Here is a 20,391-nt window from a genome sequence, read left to right as displayed (position 1 = left end):
GTTTCATTTTGGTTGACATGATAACCACATTATTTAAACTGACAACATTTTTTACATCGGAGATGTTATTGTGAGCGAGCGTCAACAATGGACCATCAAACAGGCACAGGCACTGTTTGATAAACCTTTTTTTGAATTATTATTTCAGGCACAACAGGTACACCGTGAACATTTTGACCCACAACAAGTACAGGTCAGTACCCTGCTTTCGATAAAAACCGGGGCGTGTCCAGAGGATTGCAAATATTGTCCACAAAGTTCCCGCTACAAAACGGGTCTGGAAAAAGAGCGGTTGATGGAAGTGGAAAAAGTCATTGAATCCGCGCACAAAGCTAAAAAGGCGGGTTCAACCCGTTTCTGTATGGGCGCCGCCTGGAAAAACCCGCATGAACGTGACATGCCGTATCTGGAAAAAATGGTCAAAGAAGTCAAGGCGTTGGGGATGGAAACTTGTATGACACTGGGCATGTTGAATCCCTCTCAGGCACAGCGTTTGGCAGAGGCGGGTCTGGACTATTACAACCATAACCTGGATACCTCACCAGAATTTTACGGCAATATCATCACGACCCGCAGTTATCAGGACAGATTGAACACACTGGATAATGTCCGGGATGCGGGCATTAAAGTTTGCTCAGGCGGTATCGTGGGTTTAGGCGAGCAAATTCGCGATCGGGCGGCATTATTGGTGCAATTGGCGAATTTACCGAAGCCGCCGGAAAGTGTGCCGATTAATATGCTGGTCAAAGTGAAAGGAACCCCACTGGAAGACAATGACGATGTCGATCCGTTTGATTTTATTCGTACCATCGCTGTCGCGCGGATCATGATGCCGACATCTCATGTCCGTTTATCCGCAGGGCGTGAACAGATGAATGAACAAACCCAAGCCATGTGCTTTATGGCCGGCGCCAATTCCATTTTCTACGGCTGTAAATTGCTGACCACCCCCAATCCAGGTGAAGATAAAGATCGGCAACTGTTTCGCCGTTTGGGCATTAATCCTCAACAGACAAAAACGGCATTGGGTGACAATCAACAGCAACAGCACTTGGCGGAAGCCATTATTCATCATGCTGATAATGAACAATTCTATAATGCGGCAGTATGATGAGCTGGTCAGACTTTCTCTCCCGACGTTTGGCCGAACGTCGGGGCACCTCGTTATGGCGTAACAGGCAAGTCCATGAGGGATCGGATGGGCGCTTATTGTCCACTTCGGAGGGGCAATTCCTTAATTTTTCCAGTAACGATTATCTTGGCTTGAGTCAACATCCCCGGATTATTGCAGCCTGGCAGCAAGGTGCCCAGCAATATGGCGTGGGCAGTGGTGGGTCAGGGCATGTGACGGGTTACACCGCCGCGCATCATACGCTGGAGCAACAATTGGCCGAGTGGTTGGGATACTCCCGTGCGTTGCTGTTTATTTCGGGTTATGCCGCTAATCAAGGCGTGATTGCGGCCTTGATGGCCGGCGAAGATCGCGTTATTGCTGATCGCCTGAGCCATGCTTCGTTGATTGAAGCCGCCATACACTCTCCCGCACAACTTCGGCGTTTTCTGCACAATGATGTGGGATCGTTGCAGCAACATTTGGCCAAAGTGTGCGTCGGTAAAACGCTGGTGGTCACGGAAGGGGTCTTTAGCATGGATGGCGATGGTGCACCGCTGGCAGCGATTGCGCAGCAAGCGCAATCGACAGCAAGTTGGTTGATGGTGGATGATGCGCATGGCATCGGTATTCAGGGTGATGAAGGACGCGGCAGTTGCTGGATGCAAAATGTTAAACCGGAGATTTTGATCATCACCTTTGGCAAGGCATTTGGCTTAAGTGGCGCCGCCGTTTTATGTGATGAGCAAACTGCAGAATACTTGCTCCAATATGCCCGGCACCTGATTTACAGTACCTCCATGCCACCGGCTCAGGCCGTGGCACTTTCCGCAGCCGTGCGACAAATCCGGGCAGGAGATGCGTTGCGTCAGCAATTGCAAAACAATATTCGTTACTTTCGTCGCGAAGCGCAGCACCTGCCTTTTTCATTGATGAAGTCAGAAACGGCCATCCAGCCGTTAATCGTGGGTGACAATGCGCGTTGTATCGCACTGTCTCACGCGCTCAAGCAAAAAAAAGTGTGGGTCAAAGCGATCCTTCCGCCCACCGTTCCCCCTGACAGCGCGCGATTACGCATTACGTTAACCGCCAGCCATACCCGGCATGATATCGATCTATTACTGGAGGCGCTGCATGGATCTGGCAGTTAAGTCCGTTGATAAGCAGGCGATTGCCGGTGCTTTTGGCCGTGCGGCTTGCAAGTATGACACGGTGGCTAAATTGCAACAGCAAACCGGTGAATATTTGATGGCGTTGGCACAAGCGGAAGATACCGGCAGGCGGGTATTGGATGCCGGATGCGGAACCGGTTTTTTCAGTGCCCGTTGGCAACAGCAGGGTAAACACGTTATCGCCTTGGATCTGGCTTCCGGCATGTTGAACCATGCAAAGGGACGGCAAGTTGCGGATTATTACCTGCAAGGCGATATCGAACATTTGGGATTGGCGGATAACAGCGTAGACCTCTGTTTCAGTAATCTGGCGGTACAATGGTGCAATGATTTGCCCTGCGCATTGCGCGAGTTTTATCGGGTTACCCGTCCCGGCGGCCTTATCGTGTTTTCCACGCTGGCACAGGGTTCGCTGCATGAATTAGAAATCGCGTGGGAGCGCGTGGATGATTATCGGCATATTAACCAATTTCTGCCCTTGCGGGCGATTACACAGGCCTGCCAACCCTATCGGCATAAAGTCATTAACCGGCAGTATGATCAGTGCTATCCACAACTGCTGCCTTTACTGAATTCCCTTAAAGGGATCGGTGCGACCCACCTTCATCACGGCCGCCAACAGGGATTAATGACGAGAAAACGCCTGAATGCTCTTGCCGAAGCCTATCCACGCAATAACGGGGATTACCCATTAAGCTATCAAATTGCTTTTGGAGTCATTTATTGTGACAAATAAATATTTTCTGACAGGAACCGACACGGAAGTGGGTAAAACGGTGGTGAGTTGCGCCTTGCTGCAAGCGGCTAACCAGAAAGGCTATCTGACTGCGGGTTATAAACCCGTGGCGTCCGGCAGTGAAATGACATCGGAAGGAATACGCAACGGCGATGCCTTGGCCTTACAGCGTAACAGTGCCGTGCCATTAACTTATCAGGAAGTGAATCCGCTGGTATTTATGGAACCGACATCGCCTCACATTATTAGTGCAAAACTGAATCAACCCATCGACTTTTCTGTTTTATCCAAGGGATTGGCGGTGTTGGCTGAAAAATCTGACTGGGTGTTGGTTGAGGGTGCCGGAGGGTGGTATACGCCGCTGTCGGAAAAGACCACGTTTGCTGACTGGGTGATTCAGGCGGATTTACCGGTCATTTTGACCGTCGGTGTTAAATTAGGTTGCATTAACCATGCCGTATTAACCGCAAACGCGATTCTCTATTCTGGGTTGAAACTGGCAGGTTGGGTTGCCAATGAAATTGAGCCAGCCGGCAAATATCAGGCTGAATATTTGGCAACCCTGAAACACATGATTCCTGCACCTTTACTGGGCGTAATCCCTTATCTGGGCGGATCATGGGATGAAAATAATCTGGGAAAATATATCAATATTGATTTATTGGTTAACTAATTGTTTACTTTGGGTTAGTTAAGATCGGCACCTGCAATGGCGCTTTCATTGATGTTCTTAAGTAAAAGAGGTGTTATTTCAACAATGATTGAGCCATTTTTGATCAACAAATAACACGGAACAATCCCAAAACAACATAAAAATATTTTGCGATTGAAAAAATTTATCAGTGGGGATAACTCCGCAACCGCCCATGCTTAATAGGTTTTGCTGAGTTATCCACTATTCCTGTGGATAACCTTGTGTATTAGTTTTAGAAAAGTATCCTCATGCAAGGCGATACGCGGCTTGCACCAGATTTGCTGTTATTCTCGACTTGGATTTTTTTATAATCAAAATCAACACGTTAAATAAAATCAATTCCTTTCTTCATCCCTTTGCTATTCAGTGCTTTATCATTTCAATCGTTAATACAAAAATAGAAAAAAGCAAGATCATTATCTGGGGATAAAAATAGTCACCGTTAATGTTAAGTAAAGGTTACCTTCCCTTCCCAGACTCTCTGGTAAACAGTAACATTATTTTTCGAACTGACTTGAAGCTGTTTTTTTATCCAGTATTATAAAGGGATTTTGTGAGTATACTCGTCATACTTCAAGATGCATTGATATCTCCCCGCGATGCGGAGAGATAATAAGCGGCTTTCGTCTTGCGAGTGGTCACTTGAAGTTTGTAGGGTACAGGTCATACGGATGGCATGGGGAAAATGAGCAAAGAAACGAGCAAGGTATTTAAGTTATGTTCTGATTTTAAGCCGGGCGGCGATCAGCCCTCGGCCATCAGACAATTACAGGAAGGGCTGGAAGATGGGCTAGCCCATCAGACGCTTTTGGGGGTAACGGGGTCGGGTAAAACTTTCACGATTGCCAATGTTATCGCAAACTTAAATCGACCTACGATGATCCTTGCCCCTAATAAGACATTAGCGGCACAGCTTTACAGTGAAATGAAAGCGTTCTTTCCCGAAAATGCCGTGGAATATTTTGTTTCCTACTACGATTATTACCAACCAGAAGCCTATGTGCCCAGTTCCGACACCTTTATCGAAAAAGACGCTTCAGTGAATGAACATATTGAGCAGATGCGCCTGTCCGCAACGAAAGCGTTGCTGGAACGCCGTGATGTCGTTGTGGTGGCTTCGGTTTCGGCGATTTATGGTTTGGGTGATCCTGATAGCTATTTGAAAATGATGCTGCATTTAACGGAGGGCATGTTAATTGACCAGCGTGCCATCTTGCGTCGCCTGGCGGAATTGCAATATACCCGCAATGATCAGGCATTCCAGCGCGGAACATTTCGGGTGCGTGGTGAAGTGATTGATATTTTCCCCGCGGAATCGGATGAGCGTGCCTTGCGCGTTGAATTGTTTGATGATGAAGTCGAACGTCTTTCCCTGTTTGATCCGCTGACCGGGCAGGTGCAATACAATGTGCCGCGTTATACCGTCTATCCCAAGACCCACTATGTGACACCGCGTGAACGTATCCTTCAGGCGATGGAAGAGATCAAAACGGAGCTGGAACAACGGCGCAAGGTTATGTTGGCGTCAGATAAGTTACTGGAAGAGCAGCGTATTACGCAGCGAACCCAATTCGATCTCGAAATGATGAATGAGTTGGGTTATTGCTCCGGCATTGAAAATTACTCCCGTTACCTGTCCGGCCGTTCTGCCGGTGAACCCCCGCCAACCCTGTTTGACTACCTGCCGGCCGAGGGTTTGCTGGTGGTGGATGAATCCCACGTGACGATCCCACAGATTGGCGGTATGTACCGGGGCGATCGCTCCCGCAAGGAAACCTTGGTGGAATATGGTTTCCGTTTACCGTCAGCGCTGGATAACCGCCCATTGCGGTTTGAGGAATTTGAAGCGCTGGCACCGCAAACCATTTATGTTTCCGCTACGCCCGGCAATTATGAACTGGAAAAATCGGGTCATGAAGTGGTTGAACAGGTCGTGCGCCCGACGGGGCTGATTGACCCGGAAGTGGAAGTGCGTCCTGTGGCAACTCAAGTGGATGATTTACTGTCTGAAATCCGTCTCCGTGCGGCAAAAAATGAGCGCGTGCTGGTCACCACCTTAACCAAACGCATGGCGGAAGACTTGACGGAATACTTGCAGGAGCACGGCGAACGCGTGCGTTATCTCCATTCCGATATTGATACCGTTGAACGGGTAGAAATTATCCGTGATCTTCGTCTGGGTGAATTTGATGTTTTGGTTGGCATTAACTTGCTGCGTGAAGGCTTGGATATGCCGGAAGTTTCCCTTGTCGCCATTTTGGATGCAGATAAAGAGGGTTTCCTGCGTTCGGAGCGCTCCCTGATCCAGACCATCGGCCGTGCAGCGCGTAACCTGCATGGTAAAGCCATTTTATATGGTGACAAGATCACCCATTCGATGGCGAAAGCCATTGAAGAAACAGAGCGCCGTCGTGCCAAACAGCAGGCATTTAATGAAGAACACGGTATTGTCCCGCAAGGATTGAACAAAAAAATCGGTGACATTTTGAAAATTGGTCAGCCGGTCAATGGCAAAGGGAAAGCGAGAGGGAAAAGTAAAACAGCCTTGGGTACGGACGATTACCGCAATTTGTCGGCGAAAGAGCTGGAGCACAAAATCCGTCAACTGGAAGAGAAAATGTACCAATATGCACGGGATCTTGAGTTTGAACAGGCGGCCAATATTCGTGATCAGGTTCAGGCACTGCGGGCGCAATTTATCGCCAATTCCTGACAATTAATTTGCAATACACCCGATAAACGTCAAGTTGCCGCTTGCAAGACGAAAGCCATTGATTATCTCCCCGCACCGTGGGGAGATAATCAAGGCACCTTGAAAGTACGATGAATATCTATCCAATCAGGGATCGCTAACCCAATTTTTGCAGAGTCTGTTCAATGGCCTGATGCAATAATTCACGGTCATGGCGGTAAGGAATATCCTGTGCTTCCAAAACCTGTTGGGTCACAATCCGGTCGCTGAAAAGGCTGATATCAGTACATGGGCCGACAATCAGCGCGTTAATCATCTTGCGGCCAATCTTACTCTCCATGATGTCAAGTTTATCTTTTAACGAGAGTCCGGCAGCAGCATGGCTGAGTTCTTTCCCTAAATTACCGATATAAATCATGTTGGCATTACTGCGGCGCAGGGACTGGGTCAGATCTTCCAATAACAACAATGGCATCAGGCTGGTGAAAAAACTGCCGGGGCCGATTAAAATCAAATCGGCTTGCTCAATGGCCTCCAGGGCTTCTTTCGTGGCGTTGACATGAGGGTAAAGCAATAGCTCCTGTGGCACACAATTAAGCTGATCGATATTCACTTCGCCATACACGGTATTGCCCTGATCATCGACAGCCATTAAATCAACCGACTGCTCTGACATAGGGATCAACTGGGCATTGACTTTCAGCAGGTTGCGGATCAGGTTAATCGCCTCAAGGGGACGGACACTTAAATGATCCAGCGCTTTCAACATCAAATTGCCCAAATTATGCCCGGATAATTCGCCATTGCCACTGAACCGATATTCAAACATGGCAGAAGCGACGGTGGGTTCCGTGATTAACTGATTGAGGCAATTGCGCATATCGCCCCACGCGATCCCACCTTCCGAACGCCGTATTCTACCGGTTGAGCCGCCATTGTCCGTTGTCGTGACAATGCCGGTCAGGCGGGCGCCGAGAGAAGAAAGGGAAGACATAACGCGTCCAAGTCCATGACCACCGCCGAGGGCGACAACGCGATCCAAATCAGCTAATGTGCGATTTCGCATAGAATTCCTGTTACTGGCTAAACGTAAGGGCTTTAATAAATCGCAGGTAATCTATCACAAAATATGCTGCTTTCAGAAATACCGCAGAAAGCTGATATTATCACCATGAGTTAACTCGTTGTATAATAAGATAGATATCGATTATGGCATTCGCTTTTTATTATTTTAAGCGTTAGAATCTCAGGCCAGCACACCCGAACTTGGAAGGTGTTATTGTGGAACAACTCGTCGATGTATTCTCGCGCAAGTTCTATTACTTGAGATTGTCTATTACTGATGTGTGTAACTTTCGTTGCACCTATTGTCTGCCTGATGGCTATCGGCCTCATGGCCACAAATCATTTCTTTCCCTGCCTGAAATTCGCCGTATCAGCCGGGCATTTGCTGAACTTGGCACAGAAAAAATCCGCCTGACAGGGGGAGAACCCACTATGCGGCGTGATTTCTGCGACATTATTGCAGCGGTTCATGAAAACCCACACATCAAAAAAATTGCTGTGACAACTAACGGTTACCGGATGGAACGGGACGTTTCCCAATGGAAATTGGCGGGTCTGACCGCGATTAACGTGAGTGTTGATAGTTTAGATCCCCGTCAATTTTACGCCATTACCGGACAAGATAAATTTTTTCAGGTGATGCGTGGCATTGACGCGGCTTTTGAGGCGGGATTCGACACGGTGAAAGTGAATGTCGTGCTGATGAAAAATGTCAATGATACCAACCTGCCTGCGTTTCTTGATTGGATTAAACCTCGTTCTATCCAGTTGCGCTTTATTGAACTGATGGAAACGGGGGAAGGTAGTGATATTTTTCATCACCATCACCTTTCTGGCGACGTGATCCGCCGTCAACTGTTGCAACAGGGGTGGCAACAGCAACCACGTGCGCGGAGTGATGGGCCGGCTCAAGTTTTCCGTCACCCTGATTATCAGGGCGAAATTGGCCTTATCATGCCGTATGAAAAAGATTTTTGCCAAAGCTGCAATCGCCTGAGGGTATCCGCGATGGGTAATCTGCATTTATGCCTGTTTGGTGAACAGGGCATCCCATTGCGTGATTTATTATCGGATGACGCATCACTGGCTGATTTGAAACGACGCATCCAAGGTGGCTTGCGCCATAAACGTGAAACGCATTTTCTACATCAGGGTGACAGCGGCATCACGCCGAATCTTTCTTTTATTGGCGGCTGACTTAGCGGCCAGATTTATTTTCAGGCACAATTTTTAGGAGTAAGCATGTCTCAACTAACCCATATCAATCCGGCGGGTGAAGCGCATATGGTGGATATTTCTGCCAAAGCGGAAACGGTGCGTGAAGCACGGGCAGAAGCATTCGTTACAATGCAGGCTGAAACGTTAGCCATGATTGTTGCCGGCGATCACCACAAAGGGGATGTTTTTGCGACTGCCCGTATTGCGGGTATTCAGGCGGCAAAGCGGACATGGGAATTAATTCCGCTTTGCCATCCGTTGCTGCTCAGTAAAGTCGAAGTTCAACTGGAAGCACAAACAGCACACAACCGAGTCAGAATCGAATCTTGTTGCCGCTTAACCGGGAAAACCGGTGTGGAAATGGAGGCTTTGACTGCGGCATCGGTAGCGGCGTTGACCATTTATGACATGTGCAAGGCTGTGCAAAAAGATATGGTTATCGGGCCTGTGCGTTTATTGGAAAAAAGCGGTGGCAAATCAGGCAATTTTAAGGCGGAGGCATGATAAAGGTACTATTTTTTGCGCAAATCCGTGAATTAGTGGACACGGATTCACTTGAACTGCCGAATGACTACCCAACCGTCGCGCATCTTCGTCAGGCACTGGCCGAAAGGGGAGAACGATGGGCGCTGGCATTGGAAGAGGGTAAAGTGTTGTCTGCCGTGAATCACGCTTTTGCCCATGCAGAATATGCCCTGAATGAGGGTGATGAAGTGGCTTTTTTTCCGCCTGTGACCGGGGGATAACAATGGAACATACGCGGATCACTATTCAACGGGAAACCTTCAATGTTGGTGAAGAGTATCAATGGCTCTCGCAATGTGATGAAGATGGTGCGGTTGTGACCTTTACCGGAAAAGTTCGCAACCATAATCTGGGCGATCAGGTTAAGGCACTGACCTTGGAGCATTATGCCGGCATGACAGAAAAGATGTTGCAGCAAATTGTTGACAAAGCCCGCCAGCGTTGGCCTTTGCAACGCGTCAGTGTGATTCACCGCATTGGTGAATTGTATCCGGGGGATGAGATTGTCTTTGTCGGTGTCACCAGTTCTCACCGTAACATGGCCTTTATGGCAACGGAATTCATCATGGACTATCTGAAAACCCAAGCCCCATTTTGGAAAAAAGAGTCTCTGGCAGAGGGAAAACGCTGGGTAGAGACGAGGCAGAGTGATCACGATGCGGCAAATCGCTGGAAACGGGATAGGTAAATAATATATCACTAAATTTGCCATTAATTGGCGGATGGTTTTATTAATGTTCTATGCTAATGTATAACTTTTGAGTAGATTGTTTATTTTTAAACATTCTTAATCCCTAAACATTGTTATGAAAAGGTAATCGTCATGGACCGATATCAACGTTCTAATGGTTCGATTGTTCAGAAAACGGGTTCTGGTATACAAACGTACATGGCACAAGTCTACGGTTGGATGACTTGTGGCTTGTTATTAACGGCATTTGTTGCATGGTATGTGGTAAATACACCTGAGATTTTATACACCATTATTTTCAACCAAGTTGTTTTCTTTGGTTTGATTATCGCACAGCTTGCACTGGTGTTTGTGTTGTCTGGTTTGATTCATAAAATGAGTGGAACATTGGCAACAGGGTTGTTTATGCTGTATTCCATGCTAACGGGATTGACACTTTCTTGTGTCTTGATCAGATACACAGGTAGTTCTATTGCCAGCACCTTTGTCGTTTCAGCGGGTATGTTTGGTGCATTGAGCGTTTATGGCTATACCACCAAACGTAGCCTGAGCGGTATGGGTAGCTTCCTGTTTATGGGGCTAATCGGTATTGTTCTGGCTTCTCTATTAAATATCTGGCTGAAAAGCCCGGCATTGATGTGGGTAATCACCTATATCGGTGTGGTGATTTTTGCCGGTCTGACGGCATACGACACCCAAAAGTTGAAAGAAATGGGTGAGCAACTGGATGTTAATGATAAAGAGAACCTGCGCAGATACTCAATTACTGGTGCACTGACGCTATATCTGGACTTCATTAACCTGTTCTTGATGTTGTTGCGTATTTTGGGTGATCGTCGGTAATTATTGATATACCTAATCATTCTTTAATGTAAAAAGCCCTACTAATACAGGGCTTTTTATATGTCAAAAAAATAGTATAATAATTATTGACAAGTCTGAAAAAATATTATCCTTGGATTCGCATATTAAGCGCAACACCGTAATGAACGAAGTAAATGAGTTGGGGTTCCTGTAAATAACTCATTCGGTGTTTTATAATCCCCGTGTCTTACGTGGTCGATTATTTAGTCGGTTTGCCACAAGGTTAACCTCCCGCTCTGATACCTTATTAAAATCGGTTCCTTTTGGGAAGTAATCTCTGATTAATCCATTTATGTTCTCATTTATCCCTCTTTCCCAAGGGGAATACGGATGAGCAAAATAAATTTTTGTCTCTAAATTTTTACCGATCCGTTCGTGTTCGGCAAATTCGAGTCCGTTATCAAAGGTAATTGTTTTAACTTTATGTTTTATCATCGATAAATGTCTTGTCGCCGCTTTGGCAACACCTTCTGCTGTTTTATCTTCAAGTTTAATGATGATCGTAAATAACGATTTTCGTTCAACTAAAGTCAATAAGGCACTTTTACGATCTTTGCCAACGATAGTATCCCCTTCCCAATCCCCAATACGCTGCTTTTTATCAACAATTTTTGGGCGCTTATCAATACTGACTCTGTTTTTAATTTTTCCTCTGTGCTCATGGCTTCCATAGCGTTTACGATACGGTTTTTTCGCTATCCTAAGATGTTGCCATAAATCACCGCCATTTATTTTATCTTTATAATCAATCGATAAATTGTTTCATGATGTAAAGAGATTTTCGCTTCCCGCTTGAGCTAACCCACAACTTGTTCCGGACTTAAATCTTGCCAAATTAACTGTTTTATCCACTTTGTTATCTCTGGCGTGATTTTTACGGCTTTTACCTTAGAATGACGGCGTTCTAATGCTTTACGCTGAGCTTGTTCAGGTTCATATTTCTCGGCTTCCCGGTTTCGTCTCAATTCCCGGCTAATTGTTGATGGGGCCCGATTAAGCGACGTTGCAATAAAACGTTGTGTAAAACCGGCTTCTTTTAAGCCGAAAATCTGGTATCTTTCTGTTTCGGTCAGTTGCGTATAGGCCATAGTGCATTTTCCTTTGGCGAGAAAGATGCCTACTATAGCAACTGACCGCCTTTCTTAGAAATTGCACTTACTATGCGAATCCAAGCTTTTCTTTTTTTTGCTGCTCTTGCGGCTATTGCTATATCTGAAGCGATTACTCTTTATTTAGGTTTTGAGAGAACTATCTATTCCAATGCTATTGAGTTAATAGCTTTCATTATTTTATTGCAATCGATTTTTAGTATGTGTAAGGAGTCCAGTACTTTTATAACCACAAAAGGGTGCTATAGGTGCTCAGACAACAGACACGGAAAAATGATGGAGGTTATTGATATAATTCAAAAAAAACTCAAAAGGAATAGGAGTAATTTTTTCAATAACGTAGAATCTACTACTGATGAACGTAAATATGCCAGAATTTTATTCACTCATATTGGCTCCAATGGAAACGAGCAGCTTCTTAGCAAAATAGATGAAATTTGTGATCAATATTTTAAAGATACCGGCCTAAATCCAAAAACCACTTGTGATAAATTGAAAGATTTTTGTTGTTGTCACAAATAAAAAAATGGCTGACGCTATTATGGTCAGCCATTTTTTAAATGGTAAGCATGTTGTAATTGAATTTTATTTTATAATGTGAATATCACCTTTTAACTATTGTTTACCATCAAATCGCCATTATGCCCCCACTCATTAATTTATCGGCATGATAAATTAATGAGTGCTTTTCATTGAGGAATTAACCATTCAGTGTTATCCATTCAACTTAGCCACTGATTTGACTGGTTGGGTTAGCCTCCTTCGGATAAAAATAGTCGTGCTGGTGCGAAATATCTTCACAATACCCCATAAACGGTTCATCAATACGATGAAGCTGAATGGCAGCCGCTTGCTCCTTGGAAGCGGGAAAAAACGCCCCGCCAACTTCCGCAAACATATCGGTATCATCCTGCTGCGCGCCACAGTGCTCGCAGTGGTTCATCCAGTGCTGTCGGCGCAGCCGTTGGCTGACCGCTTTGCGCAAGGTATGGTGAAAGCCGGATAACACATTGCGCACGGTGGTGGGAATATCGGCGACATAAAAGAGGAAAGCCGGGCGGTCCTGCTCTGCGTAGCCCACTTCAGTGCTGATGTCGTCGTCATCTTCATTATTGTCTTCCAGCATCTTATGCCCGGCCGGCAGCATAAACGCGGTCACCGTGGTGGGCTCCTGACAGTGCGGGCAGGTTGTCCGGGTCTGGGCGAGATACCAAAAGGCGGCATGGACATTATAGAACGGCAGCCAGTTCATAAACGGGGTCGGATCAAAACTGTCGTCGATATACCAGATGTTGGCCGCCGCATCCCAGTGTGCGCCCAGCTTCCGCACCTTCTCGTATTCATCATCGGGGACATGTAAATCAATCCGCAGCATGGGGTTTCCTTCATTGTTAAACGGTTATACCCGTCGTCTTTCAAGCTGCCTCTTTGTTGGCTGCGTTCATTCACCCCGGTCACATAGTTATCTATGCTCCCGGGGATGCATTCCCTTGCCGCCGCGATGCAACTTGAAATCCATTGGGTATTAATCAAATAAATTAGTCAGACTATTTAGCTAATTTTCACCAAAGCATAAAGAGTTTATTGCTGATTTGACCTAAAAAAGCCCGCATCCTCGGCATCCTGAACTCCATGACGAGGTGAATAGTTATGCTCTGTTGCTTTTTTTCCCTGTTCCGTGCGGCCTGTCTGCTGGGACTGACGGTATTGTGTATACCACTTGCACAGGCTTCCGAAAAAGATGAACTAGCCGGTGCAAAACGCCTGATTGAACAGGTGCAGGTTGCACTGGAACGCGCCAGCATCGCTGAAAAGCCCTCTGGCCTGTCAAAATTCCCGCGTTATGACTTCGATTACCGGCGTATCAAGGCCGATCTCAACACGATTAAGGCGGGTATCGATCACTACCTGACACCTTCCCGTGCCCAGCCCGGTGAGACTACGTCATTATCCGGTCAATACCGTCAGGAACGCACCCGATGACCGCCGCCCAACGCAATGCTTTTGAAGTGGCCTCAGGGCATTTTGATATCCACTTTTTGTATCTGGTGTGTGTCGGATTTTTCCTGGCCACGCTGTTTCTCTGGGCGGCCTGGGCTGCGGTGGATGTCTGGAACGGCTGGGCGAATGAAAAAGTGCGTAACCAGACCCTCAGCCAGTTTGCCCTGCGAACCGCGATGTTATTGGTCGTGGCAGTCTGGATGTTTGCCGGTTAGTGCGTGTAACACGATAAAAAAGGAAACCGAAGATGAAGCAAATTTTTACTGTCTGGTGTCGGATCAGCATCCATCTGATAACCAGAATCAGTACGCTCTTTTTACTGTTTGGCTTTTCCTGTCAGTCCGCCCGGGCGGATTTACCCGCCATCGAACCCCCAAAAAGTGGCGGCGGGGCGGGATTGCTGGGGCAGCTGAAAGGCTATGCACAGGACAGCATTGTCATCGGGGGACTGATCCTCTCTGCCGTGGCGTTCTACAAGGTTGCCGCCGCTGCGGTAGAAACCTTTTCGGAAGTGCGGGATGGCAAATCCACCTGGACGCAGTTTGGCGCCATTATCGTGGTCGGTGTGGTGCTGCTGGTTGCCGTGATTTGGCTGCTGGCGAAATCGGCCAGCATTATCTTTTAAGGCGACGCTTATGCAGACAATACCGTTCTTACCTGACCGCTTAAATGCCGAACCTGTCGTGTTTCGCGGTTTCACCACCCCGGAGATGGGGCTGACGGAAGAACAAAAGGCGGTACTACTCTCTGCCAGTAAATTACCCCGCTGTTATACCGAAGGTGTGGTACTGGCGAAAAAAATCGAAGCGTTGTTTCGGGTGGTGCCGCCGAGCCTTTATCTGGCGCTGGGGATGACGGAAAAAGAAAAAAAAGCCGAGCGGCGGGCGCTAATGCGTGAGCACCAGTGCAGTGAACTGGAGGCGGCGGTATTGGTAGCCAGAAAAATGGATATTGCGCGGAGATTTAATCGAAAATAACCATATTTAAATTCATTTTTTATTTCATTACTCTACTATAATTAGTATTATGTCGATTTTTATAATGTGCTGATTATTTTATAATGTTTTTATAGAGAAAAATATTCTCTGGAGGTTAGCCATGTCAGATTTTTCAGATTTTTCAGATTATTCTGATGACGATAGTTATCGTCCTGTTATTCATTATTTTTTTAAATTTAATCAGGCTAAGTATATTGAACGGTTAATAAAAGAATTAGAAAAGAATGATCGTGCTGTTACAGATTCAGATAGAGCTGGATTATGCAGTGGAATTACTTTTTATATACTTGGAAATATATTGAGGCATGGTTTTTTTTTAGGTAGAAAAGATATTGAAATAAATAGTAAAACTCAAAACCCTTTTAGATTCTCTACTATAAGCTCAGGTTTCCAAAATATTTATGCAGTGTTTAATTTAGCCAAAACTTATGCGGAGAAAATTAATAAAACCGGTGAGCTAATACAGTTTTATTGGTGGAAAAAAAATAAAAATAATATTAATCAACTACATGAAGTGACATCAAAAAGGCTCTTTGGTGAATCTAAAATGAAAAATGGCTCTGAAGAGGGATATGCTTTATTGCATATAAGAATACCGCAAGAAGATGGTGAGAAAGCTCCTAAAGAGGGATGGCTTAGTGAAAGTAGGAGCGCCTATCTGGAGAGAGATCGTTCAGGAAAACATAATGCTAATCATCTGGGATTTGTTTATTGGAATAATAAAATAGCGTTTGTTTTCGATCCCAATGTAGGAGGGCGTTTAGTTTTTTTACCTGACAGTTATTCATCTCTGTCTGATGAATTCATTGCGTTAGCGATAGAAAATGCCATAAATGCAATGCTTATTCTGGATAATGATTTTAATTTTATTAAAATCGTTTATATTTACAAGCCAAATCTATCAACCTTCCAGTTTATTAGTGATTATGGTTATCTAGCTTGATTTTTTTAAGTTAGATGTTAGTAGCTGAATTAATTTTTTTCTATGTAAATAGGTTTTCAAAATAGTAGATCACTTGAAGGGAACTCAGTCCGATTTTCGCGATCTGATTAATCGCCAAATCAAAACAAATCCCAAAATGGACTGAGTCATGCCAATCATAACATCAATACCCCGAAATGAACGACGTCAAATGAAAAAAGCTATCCAGAAAACCCGGGATAAGAACTATGCACGTCGCCTCACCGCGCTCTTGATGTTGCATGAAGGGAGTACGGTTTCTCACGTTTCCAGAACGCTTCACTGTTCACGTTCTTCAGTTAATCGTTGGGTAAATGGGTTAACATTATACGGGTTGGAAGGGCTTAAAAGCCTCCCTGCGGGAAGGCCTGCCATCTGGAATTTAGCCCCGCTTCTCTCCGTCATTTCTTTCTTATTACAGCACTCTCCACAACATCTTGGCTATCTCCGTTCACGATGGAGCCTTGAACTGATTACACTTAAAATCAATGAGATACTGAATATATCGGTCTCTCAAAGTACACTCTATCGCTACTTTTGTCGGGCGGGCATCGTTTGGCGAAGGGCGGCGCCAACCTTAAAATTACCTGACCCTGAGTATGATGAAAAAATGGCCAAAATCAGCGAGGCGTTATCCAATGCCTCAGGGAAACATCCTGTCTTATATGAGGATGAAGTGGACATCAACCTTAACCCGAAAATCGGTGCAGACTGGTGCTTCAAAGGACAGCAAAAGCGTGTTGTTACCCCCGGAAAGAACCAAAAACACTACCTTGCGGGTTGCCTCAATGCGAAAACGAAAGAAATCACGTATGTCGGTGGCTTGAGAAAGAACTCAGATTTATTTATCAAATTGTTAGATGAAATTAATCATCAATATACCAGTGCCAAGACAATCACGTTAATTTTAGATAACTATTGCATTCATAAGAGCCGGAAGGTCAGGGTTTGGCTGGCAAAAAATCCCCAATTTAGCCTTCTCTTTTTACCGTCCTATTCCCCGTGGTTGAATAAAATTGAACGTCTATGGCAATCCTTGCATGAAACCGTGACACGAAACCACTGCTGCCAATTTATGTGGCAGTTGCTTCACCATGTCAAAATCTTCATGGAAACCGCTTCCTTACAACAGCAGAAACCGGGGATGAGAAAAATGGGTGTATCACAATTATGAAAACCTATAGCTGAATCAATATAACTAGACATAGGTCACATGTTCTGTAAACAGCTCATCAATAGAACATCTTTCTCGTCTTCTTGTGGCTTTTGTTCCCGCCCATTTGTTTTCGATAGGATTTAAATCCGGGCTGTAAGGCGGTAACCATTCTAGCTGGCACCCATGGTGGGTTATCGCTTGGAGTATGTCATGGCGTTTATGGAAGGGCGCATTATCCATCACAATCACGGCACCCTTTGGGAGCTTTGGCAACAAATCTTGTGTCATCCAGGCATGAAACACATTCGCATTTATGTGCCCGGCAAACAAGCTTAAGGTCACAAAGGTATTTTTCATGATGGCGCCAATGACATTAACACGGCCTTTGTGCTGCCAGTCATGTAAATCAAAACAGCGCGACCCTTTTGACGAATAGCCATGCGTACGTGGCATGGACTGTTCAAAGCCGCTTTCATCCAGATAAACAATCTGTTTACCCGCCTGTTCATGATGGCGGATACGCTCGCCAAATACCTGACGAGCGTGTTCGTCAGCGGCGGGATGTTTTAGCGTTTTTTTTAAACGTGATTTTGAGTCGTTTCAAGGCGTAATGGATAGCAGACTGTGAGACCCCCAGACGTTTCGCCCTTTCCCATTGATAGTCATCGGGATAATCCCGGACATCGGCGATAAGTGTCTCATCACTGATTTTAGTCGGGGGTTTATCACGCGTCGTACAGGGTTCTATTTTGTGACTCCACCGAAACAGGGTACGGATAGAGACCTCAAAGTGGTCGCTGGTTTGCTCGAACGTCAACGAATGTTTGTCTTTGTATGCCAAAACTCTTTTTCGGAAATCTAGACTGTAACCCATTTCAACTCTGCCTTGTCATTGGAATGTAGATATTATGACATAGTATTTTGATTCTGCTATATTTAGGAAGACAAACTATCCTGCATCACGCGTTATTAACCACTCTTCTTGCCATCTCTCTCCGGTAAACGCCGATAACGGAGATGTCATCCCGCCTTCATATGGCCCAGGAGATTTATAAAGTGTCTCTTGTGGCTGGGTTAGCAATACATCTATTTATTGTTGATAAAGTGAGGGTTTATATGAGTACGAAATATTTTGCATTATTGACACATGCTGGTACAAAAAAACTAGAAAAAGCAGCCTTATCAGGCATCAAACTTGAAATTACCCATATGGCTGTTGGTGACTTAGTAAAGTGGAAACCTTGACGAGTGATGCCAATGCGATAACCGCCAAGGTTGATGCTGAAAGACGACTGGAAGACGGAGATGGTTTGTCGAAAGATACATTAACGATATCCGTCACAACACCTCAATTGGGTTGGGTTCCGAACTTCTATTATCAGGTTATAGGGTATTAAGGTTAGCGCTATTCCATTATTTCAAAATGGAATAGTCTCACTATAACCCCTTGTAAATCAGGTGATCGCCTCGGCGATCACCTTACTTTTTCTTCAACAGATCTTCCAGCGCCTTAAGGTTTTCATTGCTGCTGTTATTTTCGAGCCAATCTTTGATAGATTTTTTGGCTTTCTGCTGTAATTCATCACGCAACATCGATTCCACATTCAGCGCATATTGCAGGTTATTCCAGTCACCATAAACCCGCAGTGGGATTTTTAATTGCGCCAAGCGCCGTACAAACTCGTTCTGCTTGCCCCATCCCTTGGTCAATTGCACCCATAATGCAACATCAGTGTCCTGTTTCAGTAAATTCGCTCTTCCCTGCCCTTTAATATTGAACATACTTGAAGCCGCTGTAAGTTCGCTGATTCTAATCTCACCGCGATCCAAGTGTGCTTTCACTGACATATTCTTAGCTTCAGTGAAATCATCGGTATTCGTGGGTTGACTGACTTGATCTGTTGCCCGTGAAAAAGATTGTTGAATAAGCTGAGGAATGTTCAGCCCTTTCAGGCGGGCATTTTTTAGGTCGATAGTTAAATCACCTTGCCAATCATGAGAAATCGCGTATTCGTCGTAACCTTTCCCTGAAAGATCCCCGTCAACATTAAGTTGACCGCGGAATATCGCCGGCAATGCCAATGCCGTTAACAAAGGCTGGACTTCAATCTTCTGCAAGAGCGGCTTTGTGTGCAGTCTTGCAGGAACAACCGTAGCATCAATCGAAGTCGGCAGCGCAAAATGCCCACCAAACACGTTGCCACTTAATTGCGTAATTTCCGTCAGGCCATCATTATTGACTGCTTTCAGGCCAAAATGATCAATATCCATGCCCTGATAAATGAATTTATCTGCTGTAAATGAGACATTAGCATCAAACCCTTGCAAAAAGGTAAGATCATAGTCGGATAATGCTGAAACCGACGTCGCAATCACCGGTTTTAATGAATTATTTTCAATCCGATAATCGTGTTTTGCCTGCGGGGTATTTTTCGGTAAGGCATCCCACCCCAATAAGTTATCCAGATTCAACCTTGGCGAATTCAACTTGATGGCGTACTGCGGCTTATCTTTCAAGGTGGCAGTAATATCCCCCTTAAGCGCACTCTCATCATTTATCGTCAATGCCAGTTTTTGCAGCGAAATTGATTCAGGTGAAGCCTGATATTTCACAATGGCACTCCCCTCTCCCTGGATACCCGTAGACGGCAACCCAACTCCCTGTAATTGATACTTAAAGGAACCAATGTCAGCCGATAGCTGCTGCGGATAATCAGAAATATTGACCGACGAATTCAGTTCAAATGACAGCTCTTGCTGGTTTTTATTGATCTTACTACGCAGGTTAAGGTCAACGTGGTCCTGATCACTTTTTTCCAATAACAAATTGATATCACGGACATTTAACTGGGAATTTTCGTTGATTTGCCAGATCAGCAAGCTATCCACTACCTTGATTCTGGCAATATCCAGTTTCCAGGCCCGACTTCCCGTGACGATGGGATAATGCACATCGCTTTCCGGTGCAATCGGCGCCTCTGGCTGCTTTTGTGGTTGGCTATCTGGAGTGAACCGCAAGACCGCCCCTTTCAGCATCACCTCTTTCACAGCGAGTTGGTGAGATAGCAGTGGCAGCAACTCCACATCCAGACGCATATTTTCTGCCACCACCGCCGGCGCTTTGGCATTCTCAGCGGTTAAAGCGATCTCCCCGGTCAGAATGCTCAACTTTGGCCAAATATGCCAGCGTAAGTCATCCCGAAACACGAGCTGGTAACCACTCTTCTTTTGTACTTGTTTGACGATATAGCCACGAAAATCATTTGGATTCACCAGCATAACCAATGCAGTCAAGCCAGTCACAATGACTACTAACAAAATAATGAGTGTCGTCAACAATCTTTTCATGACTTCCCCAGTCTCATGTTTACAAGAAGACCATTCTTTCACCAGAAAGC

Annotated in this window: 22 protein-coding genes and 4 pseudogenes; 20 read left to right on the top strand and 6 right to left on the bottom strand. The window is 45.4% G+C overall.

The features are described 5' to 3' along the window. Nucleotides 1-70: 70 nt before the first annotated feature. The 5 genes from bioB to uvrB all read left to right on the top strand — a co-directional run bounded on the left by bioB (nucleotide 71) and on the right by uvrB (nucleotide 6,426). Nucleotides 71-1,111 (top strand): biotin synthase BioB, encoded by a 1,041-nt coding sequence (bioB, locus tag XDD1_RS06860; RefSeq protein WP_045969846.1) that lies wholly within the window; start codon nucleotides 71-73, stop codon nucleotides 1,109-1,111. Beyond that, nucleotides 1,111-2,262, top strand: coding sequence for an 8-amino-7-oxononanoate synthase (bioF, locus tag XDD1_RS06855; RefSeq protein ID WP_045969844.1), 1,152 nt, complete (start codon nucleotides 1,111-1,113; stop codon nucleotides 2,260-2,262). Before bioB ends, bioF begins: the two co-directional genes overlap by 1 nt. Then, nucleotides 2,246-3,019 (top strand): malonyl-ACP O-methyltransferase BioC, encoded by a 774-nt coding sequence (bioC, locus tag XDD1_RS06850; protein ID WP_045969842.1) that lies wholly within the window; start codon nucleotides 2,246-2,248, stop codon nucleotides 3,017-3,019. The genes bioF and bioC overlap by 17 nt, the downstream gene beginning before the upstream one ends. Further along, a complete protein-coding gene (gene bioD, locus XDD1_RS06845) occupies nucleotides 3,009-3,692 on the top strand; it encodes a dethiobiotin synthase (protein ID WP_045969840.1) in 684 nt (227 codons plus the stop codon). Before bioC ends, bioD begins: the two co-directional genes overlap by 11 nt. 706 nt (nucleotides 3,693-4,398) lie before the next feature. Further along, nucleotides 4,399-6,426, top strand: coding sequence for an excinuclease ABC subunit UvrB (gene uvrB / locus XDD1_RS06840; protein ID WP_045969838.1), 2,028 nt, complete (start codon nucleotides 4,399-4,401; stop codon nucleotides 6,424-6,426). A 136-nt stretch (nucleotides 6,427-6,562) separates the two neighbouring features. On the opposite strand, the gene yvcK is transcribed toward uvrB, so the two are convergent. Continuing rightward, nucleotides 6,563-7,471 (bottom strand): uridine diphosphate-N-acetylglucosamine-binding protein YvcK, encoded by a 909-nt coding sequence (yvcK, locus tag XDD1_RS06835; protein ID WP_045969836.1) that lies wholly within the window; start codon nucleotides 7,469-7,471, stop codon nucleotides 6,563-6,565. Between the two features lie 215 nt (nucleotides 7,472-7,686). Between yvcK and moaA the strand changes: the two genes are divergently transcribed. From moaA to XDD1_RS06810, 5 genes are all read left to right on the top strand, one after another. Then, nucleotides 7,687-8,667 (top strand): GTP 3',8-cyclase MoaA, encoded by a 981-nt coding sequence (gene moaA, locus XDD1_RS06830; protein WP_045969834.1) that lies wholly within the window; start codon nucleotides 7,687-7,689, stop codon nucleotides 8,665-8,667. 45 nt (nucleotides 8,668-8,712) lie between these two features. Further along, nucleotides 8,713-9,192 carry a cyclic pyranopterin monophosphate synthase MoaC gene (gene moaC / locus XDD1_RS06825; protein WP_045969832.1) on the top strand — a complete coding sequence of 160 codons (480 nt, stop codon included), beginning with the start codon at nucleotides 8,713-8,715 and terminating at the stop codon, nucleotides 9,190-9,192. After that, nucleotides 9,189-9,434, top strand: a complete 246-nt coding sequence (moaD, locus tag XDD1_RS06820; RefSeq protein WP_045969830.1) for a molybdopterin synthase sulfur carrier subunit — start codon at nucleotides 9,189-9,191, stop codon at nucleotides 9,432-9,434. The genes moaC and moaD overlap by 4 nt, the downstream gene beginning before the upstream one ends. Before the next feature lie 2 nt (nucleotides 9,435-9,436). After that, nucleotides 9,437-9,901: a molybdopterin synthase catalytic subunit MoaE gene (gene moaE, locus XDD1_RS06815; RefSeq protein WP_045969828.1), complete on the top strand. Its 465-nt coding sequence runs from the start codon at nucleotides 9,437-9,439 to the stop codon at nucleotides 9,899-9,901. A 135-nt stretch (nucleotides 9,902-10,036) separates the two neighbouring features. Beyond that, nucleotides 10,037-10,747, top strand: coding sequence for a Bax inhibitor-1/YccA family protein (locus tag XDD1_RS06810; protein WP_045969826.1), 711 nt, complete (start codon nucleotides 10,037-10,039; stop codon nucleotides 10,745-10,747). A gap of 125 nt (nucleotides 10,748-10,872) precedes the next feature. Here the strand turns inward: XDD1_RS06810 and XDD1_RS18775 are convergent. Next, nucleotides 10,873-11,856, bottom strand: a pseudogene (locus XDD1_RS18775) (IS30 family transposase). A gap of 72 nt (nucleotides 11,857-11,928) precedes the next feature. Here XDD1_RS18775 and XDD1_RS06795 point away from each other — a divergent pair. Next, nucleotides 11,929-12,399: a hypothetical protein gene (locus XDD1_RS06795; RefSeq protein ID WP_045969822.1), complete on the top strand. Its 471-nt coding sequence runs from the start codon at nucleotides 11,929-11,931 to the stop codon at nucleotides 12,397-12,399. Nucleotides 12,400-12,604: 205 nt separating this feature from the next. Here the strand turns inward: XDD1_RS06795 and XDD1_RS06790 are convergent, their stop codons facing one another. Further along, nucleotides 12,605-13,252, bottom strand: coding sequence for a DUF5710 domain-containing protein (locus XDD1_RS06790; RefSeq protein ID WP_045969820.1), 648 nt, complete (start codon nucleotides 13,250-13,252; stop codon nucleotides 12,605-12,607). 275 nt (nucleotides 13,253-13,527) lie between these two features. Between XDD1_RS06790 and XDD1_RS06785 the strand changes: the two genes are divergently transcribed. The 7 genes and pseudogenes from XDD1_RS06785 (at nucleotide 13,528) to XDD1_RS06760 (ending at nucleotide 17,011) form a co-directional block, all read left to right on the top strand. After that, nucleotides 13,528-13,860: an integrative conjugative element protein, RAQPRD family gene (locus tag XDD1_RS06785; protein ID WP_045969818.1), complete on the top strand. Its 333-nt coding sequence runs from the start codon at nucleotides 13,528-13,530 to the stop codon at nucleotides 13,858-13,860. Beyond that, entirely contained in the window at nucleotides 13,857-14,093 is a 237-nt protein-coding gene (locus XDD1_RS06780) for a TIGR03758 family integrating conjugative element protein (RefSeq protein ID WP_045969258.1), read from the top strand. Before XDD1_RS06785 ends, XDD1_RS06780 begins: the two co-directional genes overlap by 4 nt. Before the next feature lie 32 nt (nucleotides 14,094-14,125). Beyond that, nucleotides 14,126-14,503 carry a TIGR03745 family integrating conjugative element membrane protein gene (locus XDD1_RS06775; RefSeq protein ID WP_045969816.1) on the top strand — a complete coding sequence of 126 codons (378 nt, stop codon included), beginning with the start codon at nucleotides 14,126-14,128 and terminating at the stop codon, nucleotides 14,501-14,503. A 10-nt stretch (nucleotides 14,504-14,513) separates the two neighbouring features. After that, a pseudogene (locus XDD1_RS20340) lies at nucleotides 14,514-14,564 on the top strand (TIGR03750 family conjugal transfer protein); the annotation flags it as partial. 30 nt (nucleotides 14,565-14,594) lie between these two features. Further along, nucleotides 14,595-14,855: pseudogene (locus XDD1_RS06770) on the top strand (type VI secretion protein); the annotation flags it as partial. A gap of 121 nt (nucleotides 14,856-14,976) precedes the next feature. After that, the gene (locus XDD1_RS06765; protein WP_045969812.1) at nucleotides 14,977-15,819 is read left to right on the top strand and encodes a hypothetical protein; all 843 of its coding nucleotides are present in this window, start codon (nucleotides 14,977-14,979) and stop codon (nucleotides 15,817-15,819) included. 148 nt (nucleotides 15,820-15,967) lie between these two features. Next, a complete protein-coding gene (locus XDD1_RS06760) occupies nucleotides 15,968-17,011 on the top strand; it encodes an IS630 family transposase (protein WP_045969810.1) in 1,044 nt (347 codons plus the stop codon). A 24-nt stretch (nucleotides 17,012-17,035) separates the two neighbouring features. On the opposite strand, the pseudogene XDD1_RS06755 reads toward XDD1_RS06760, so the two are convergent. After that, nucleotides 17,036-17,515 (bottom strand): annotated as a pseudogene (locus XDD1_RS06755) (IS630 family transposase); the annotation flags it as partial. A 28-nt stretch (nucleotides 17,516-17,543) separates the two neighbouring features. Then, nucleotides 17,544-17,867, bottom strand: coding sequence for an IS630 transposase-related protein (locus XDD1_RS06750; RefSeq protein ID WP_045969806.1), 324 nt, complete (start codon nucleotides 17,865-17,867; stop codon nucleotides 17,544-17,546). Between the two features lie 161 nt (nucleotides 17,868-18,028). On the opposite strand from XDD1_RS06750, the gene XDD1_RS19860 reads away from it, so the two are divergent. Then, the gene (locus tag XDD1_RS19860; protein WP_045969804.1) at nucleotides 18,029-18,238 is read left to right on the top strand and encodes a phage tail-collar fiber domain-containing protein; all 210 of its coding nucleotides are present in this window, start codon (nucleotides 18,029-18,031) and stop codon (nucleotides 18,236-18,238) included. Further along, nucleotides 18,226-18,390 (top strand): hypothetical protein, encoded by a 165-nt coding sequence (locus tag XDD1_RS19370; protein WP_156979647.1) that lies wholly within the window; start codon nucleotides 18,226-18,228, stop codon nucleotides 18,388-18,390. The genes XDD1_RS19860 and XDD1_RS19370 overlap by 13 nt, the downstream gene beginning before the upstream one ends. Nucleotides 18,391-18,472: 82 nt before the next feature. Here XDD1_RS19370 and asmA read toward each other — a convergent pair whose 3' ends face one another. Continuing rightward, complete coding sequence (asmA, locus tag XDD1_RS06740) at nucleotides 18,473-20,341, bottom strand: outer membrane assembly protein AsmA (protein ID WP_045969802.1); 1,869 nt, start codon at nucleotides 20,339-20,341, stop codon at nucleotides 18,473-18,475. Between the last annotated feature and the right edge of the window lie 50 nt (nucleotides 20,342-20,391).

This window comes from Xenorhabdus doucetiae (genome assembly GCF_000968195.1).
Lineage (GTDB): Bacteria > Pseudomonadota > Gammaproteobacteria > Enterobacterales > Enterobacteriaceae > Xenorhabdus > Xenorhabdus doucetiae.
Note: the sequence above shows the minus strand (reverse complement) of the source record. Positions and strands in the feature narration are given on the sequence as shown.